Origin of the sequence: Cellulomonas algicola (assembly GCF_003851725.1) — a bacterium.
GTDB lineage: Bacteria > Actinomycetota > Actinomycetes > Actinomycetales > Cellulomonadaceae > Cellulomonas > Cellulomonas algicola.
This window is the reverse complement of the sequence record NZ_BHYL01000336.1, coordinates 1-4,266: the sequence shown is the minus strand read 5'-3', so window position 1 is coordinate 4,266 and position 4,266 is coordinate 1. Positions and strand designations below refer to the sequence as shown.

At 72.7% G+C, this 4,266-nt stretch carries 3 protein-coding genes and 1 pseudogene; 3 read left to right on the top strand and 1 reads right to left on the bottom strand.

Going from position 1 to position 4,266, the window contains the following annotated elements; translation table 11 throughout:
* Positions 1 to 431: 431 nt before the first annotated feature.
* Positions 432 to 2,087, bottom strand: coding sequence for a glycosyl hydrolase family 18 protein (locus tag CTKZ_RS18260; RefSeq protein WP_124344262.1), 1,656 nt, complete (start codon positions 2,085 to 2,087; stop codon positions 432 to 434).
* A 486-nt stretch (positions 2,088 to 2,573) separates the two neighbouring features.
* Here CTKZ_RS18260 and CTKZ_RS18255 point away from each other — a divergent pair, with 486 nt between their 5' ends.
* The 3 genes and pseudogenes from CTKZ_RS18255 to CTKZ_RS18245 all read left to right on the top strand — a co-directional run.
* Positions 2,574 to 3,389 (top strand): VOC family protein, encoded by an 816-nt coding sequence (locus CTKZ_RS18255; RefSeq protein ID WP_235843551.1) that lies wholly within the window; start codon positions 2,574 to 2,576, stop codon positions 3,387 to 3,389.
* A gap of 46 nt (positions 3,390 to 3,435) precedes the next feature.
* Entirely contained in the window at positions 3,436 to 3,795 is a 360-nt protein-coding gene (locus CTKZ_RS18250) for a nucleotide pyrophosphohydrolase (protein ID WP_200829814.1), read from the top strand.
* A gap of 107 nt (positions 3,796 to 3,902) precedes the next feature.
* A pseudogene (locus tag CTKZ_RS18245) lies at positions 3,903 to 4,266 on the top strand (phosphofructokinase); the annotation flags it as partial.

Sequence of the window (4,266 nt, the reverse complement as noted above, 5' to 3'; positions counted from 1 at the left end):
CGCTCACCACCGAGTGGTCGGGTCACTACCGGATCGCGGGCGACGACACCTGGTACCCGGTGACCGGCACGGCCCAGACGTCGACGACGAGCGCACCCTTCGAGGTCGTCGAGCGCAGGTCGCGGCTCGTCGACGACCTCTGCACCGACGTCCCCAAGCCCGACGACTGCTGACGTGGAAGCCGTGTCGCGTCAGGCGCGACAGATCTTCCACACCGTGGTGGAGCCGCTGCCGGCCGTTGCTTGGGGGACCATCGGGCGGCGCGCCGGCGGCCGCGCGGTGGACAGCCGGCTGACTGACGGGCCGAGGGGTAGCCCGGGAGGCCACGGACCCAGGCAGAGGCGCCGAGCGACAGCGGCGCCGGACACGACGAGGCCCCGGACCCGAGGAGAGTGGAGGGGTCCGGGGCCGCGTCGCCGCGCCGGCGCGCGCTACTTCAGGCCGTTGTTGATGGCCGTGATGAGCTCGCCGTTCGTGGTGTCACCGGACAGCTCCCAGAAGAAGGCGCCGCCGAGGCCCTGGCTCTTGGCCCACGACATCTTCCCGTTGATGGTCGACGGGGTGTCGTAGCTCCACCACTCGCTGCCGCACTTGGCGTACGCGGTGCCGCCGACGGTGCCGGTGGCGGGGCAGCGGTTCTTGAGGACCTTGTAGTCCTCGATGCCCTGCTCGTACGTGCCGGGGGCGGGGCCGGTCGCGGAGCCACCGGGGGCGGTCTGCGAGACGCCGTTCCAGCCGCGGCCGTAGAAGCCGATGCCGAGCAGGATCTTGCTCGACGGGACGCCCTTGGCCTTGAGCTTCGCGACCGCGTCGGCGGAGTTGAAGCCGGCCTGCGGGATGCCCGGGTACGACGTGAGCGGCGAGTGCGGGGCGGTCGGGCCCTGCGGGTTGAACGCGCCGAAGTAGTCGTAGGTCATGGGCATGATCCAGTCGAGCTTCTGCGCCGCGGTGGCGTAGTCGGTGGCGTCGATCTTGCCGCCGTTGCTGCCGTCCGCGGTGATCGCGGCGGTGACGAGCGCCTTCGAGCCGAACTTGTTCCGGAGCGCGGTCACCACGTTGTTGAAGGCCTGCGGGCCGCTGCTGTCGCAGCTCAGACCGCACGCGTTCGGGTACTCCCAGTCGACGTCGATGCCGTCGAACACGTCGGCCCAGCGCGGGTCCTCGACGAGGTTGTAGCAGGACTCGGCGAACGCGGCGGGGTTCTGGGCGGCCTGCGTGAAGCCGCCGGACCAGGTCCAGCCGCCGAACGACCAGATGACCTTGAGGTGCGGGTACTTCTTCTTGAGCTCGCGCAGCTGGTTGAAGCTGCCGCGCAGCGGCTGGTCCCACGTGTCGGCGACGCCGTCGACGCTCTCGGCCGCGGTGTAGGCCTTGTCGTAGTCGGCGTACGAGTCGCCGATGGTGCAGCGGCCGCCGGTGGTGTTGCCGAAGGCGTAGAGGATGTGCGTCAGCTTCGACGCCGAGCCGCTCGTGTCGATGTTCTTCACGTGGTAGTTGCGGCCGTAGACGCCCCACTCCGCGAAGTAGCCGACGACCTTCTGGCCGGACGGGGTGCCCGGGTCGGTCGGGGTCGGCGTCGGTGTGGTGGGCGTCGGCTTCGGCGTCGTGGGAGTGGGCGTGGGGGTCGGGCTGGTCGGCGACGGGCCGGGGCCGCCGGTGCACGCGCCGCCGTTGACGGTGCAGCCGGTCGGCTGCTTGAACGCGCCGGAGGCGACGTAGCCCCACGACTGCGTGGCGCCGGGGGCGAGCGCGCCGGCCCAGCTCTTGCCGGTGACGCGGTAGTGGTTGCCGCTGCGGGTCACGTCGGCGTCCCACGAGCTCGTGATCTGCACGCCGCTGGGCAGGTCGAACTCGAGGGTCCACGTCGGGATCGAGGCGGTGGTGCCGTTGTTGACCTTCACCGACACCTCGTGACCGGTGCCCCAGTCGCCGGTGGAGGTGAACGTGGCGGTGAGGGAGCCGGCGGCGGTCGCCGCGGTGGGCAGGCTGGCGGCGACGAGCGCGGCGATGACGCCGGTGACGGCTGCGATCGCCGTCGCGGCGAGCGCCCGTCGACGTCGTGAGGGTCGGTGGAACCGGGGACGCATGTGGCCTCCTGGAGGACGGATGGAACCGGGCGATTTGTAAAGATCACTCACTAATGGTTCACTTGCGACAGTAGCGACGGCCCGGAAGGGCGGTCAACGACGTCGTGCGCACCCGGAACCAGCGGCGCTCGCTCTCGCCGCATTCGCAGGAGTGCAGGTCAGCCGCATGTGAGTCACTGCATTGACGCTGGTCACAGCCCCTGAGACCGCTCCCACGGACACGTGTCACCGATGATCGGGCAAACGGTTGCTCGACTCGGCCGGTCGGGCGAATTGATCACCCGAAGGAGTGAGACCCGAGCCACTCGTTCGTGTCGGTGGGTGGCCGTAGCGTCGACCCCGGACGGACCCGCCTCGCGCGAGGCCGGTCGCACACCAGCCCTGGCCGCCCCGCACCGCCCCGACGAGAACTCCCGAGGGCCGCTCGGCGGGCCGGTCGACGACGGACGTGAGGGGACGACCGTGCAGCGCACCTACCCGGAAGGCGTGACGTCCTGGGTGGACGTCGAGCAGGACGACGTCGAGGCCGCCACCCGGTTCTACGGAGCGGTCCTCGGCTGGCGTTTCCACGACGCGACACCGCCGGGCGCGCCCGTGCGGTACGTGATCGCCCAGGTCGACGGGCAGGACGCCGCGGGCATCGGCGGCCCGGCGACCCCGACGGGCACGGCGCCGACTGACCCGTCGTGGCAGACGTACGTCGCGGTCGACGACGTCGAGGCGGCGCTCGCACGCATCGAGGCCGCGGGCGGCACCGTCACGACGGGTCCCACCGTCGCGGGCGAGGGTGGGACCTGGGCCGCGTTCACCGACCAGCAGGGCGCCGGCCTGCGGCTGTGGCAGGCCCGTCGCCGGCTCGGCGCCCAGATCACCAACGCCCCGGGGACGTGGAACTTCAGCGACCTGCACACCCCGGACCCCGCGGCCGCGCGCGACCTGTACGCGCGCGCGTTCGGGTGGGAGCTCAGCGACCTCGGGTTCGGGACGATGATCCGCGTCCCCGGCTACGGCGACCACCTCGCCGCCACCGTCGACCCCGGGATCCACGAGCGTCAGGACGCCGTCTCGGCCCCGCCCGGCTTCGCCGACGCGATCGGCTGGGTCGTGACCACGGCACCGGACGAGCCGCCCCACTGGCACGTCACCTTCGCGGTCGCCGACCGGGACTCGACCGCCGCGCTCGTCGAGCAGCACGGCGGCACCGTGCTCGGCACCGACGACTCCGACTGGACCCGGACCGTCACGGTGCGCGACCCGCAGGGCGCCCTCTTCACCGCGAGCCAGTTCACGCCGCCGGCATGACGGGCCGACGCTCCCCCGCCCTCGACGGCCGTGCCAGGCTGACGCCGTGACGACGGACGAGCGCGAGATCGCCGAGCTCACGCGACTGGTGCGGGAATTCGCCACCGAACGGGACTGGCAGCAGTTCCACGACCCCAAGTCCGTGATCCTCGCGCTCGTCGGCGAGGTCGGCGAGCTCGCCGAGCTGTTCCAGTGGGTCCGGGCCGACGACGCGATCGCGACGTTCGCGGTGCCCGAGCGCAAGGCCCGTGCGGGCGAGGAGATGGCCGACGTGCTCATCTACCTCGTGTGCCTCGCGGACGTGCTGGGCGTCGACCTGGGAGCGGCCGCGCGCGCGAAGCTCGCCGCGTCGCACGTCCGGTTCGCCGCCGACGAGGTCCGGGGACGCGCACCCGACAAGCCCTGACCCGGCGACGTCCTCGCCGGCCGCCCGACCGAGCGCCGCCGCGACCAGGCAGAGCCGGCGCGACTCCCGCCCTGGCGCGGGCAGGGAGCCACCGCCAGACTCGACGCATGCCAGCAGCGCACGACCGGACCGCGGAGCCGTCCGCCGGGCCGCGCGTGTGCGTCCTCGCGCCGACGCCGCTGCTCACCGTGACGATCGAGCCGCCGACCAGCGAGGAGTCGCACCCCGAGGTCCACGTGCACGCCGGCGGGCAGGGGCTGTGGGTCGGCCGCATGGCGGTCTCGCTCGGTGCGGAGGTCGTCGTCTGCGGGCCGTTCGGCGGCGAGACGGGCACGGTGCTCGCGCACCTCGCGGAGGTCGAGCGCCTGCGGGTCCGACCGACCGCGTACGCCGGCGGCAACGGCGCCTACGTGCACGACCGTCGCGACGGCGACCGTCGGGAGATCGCCGAGACACCGCCGCACCCCCTCG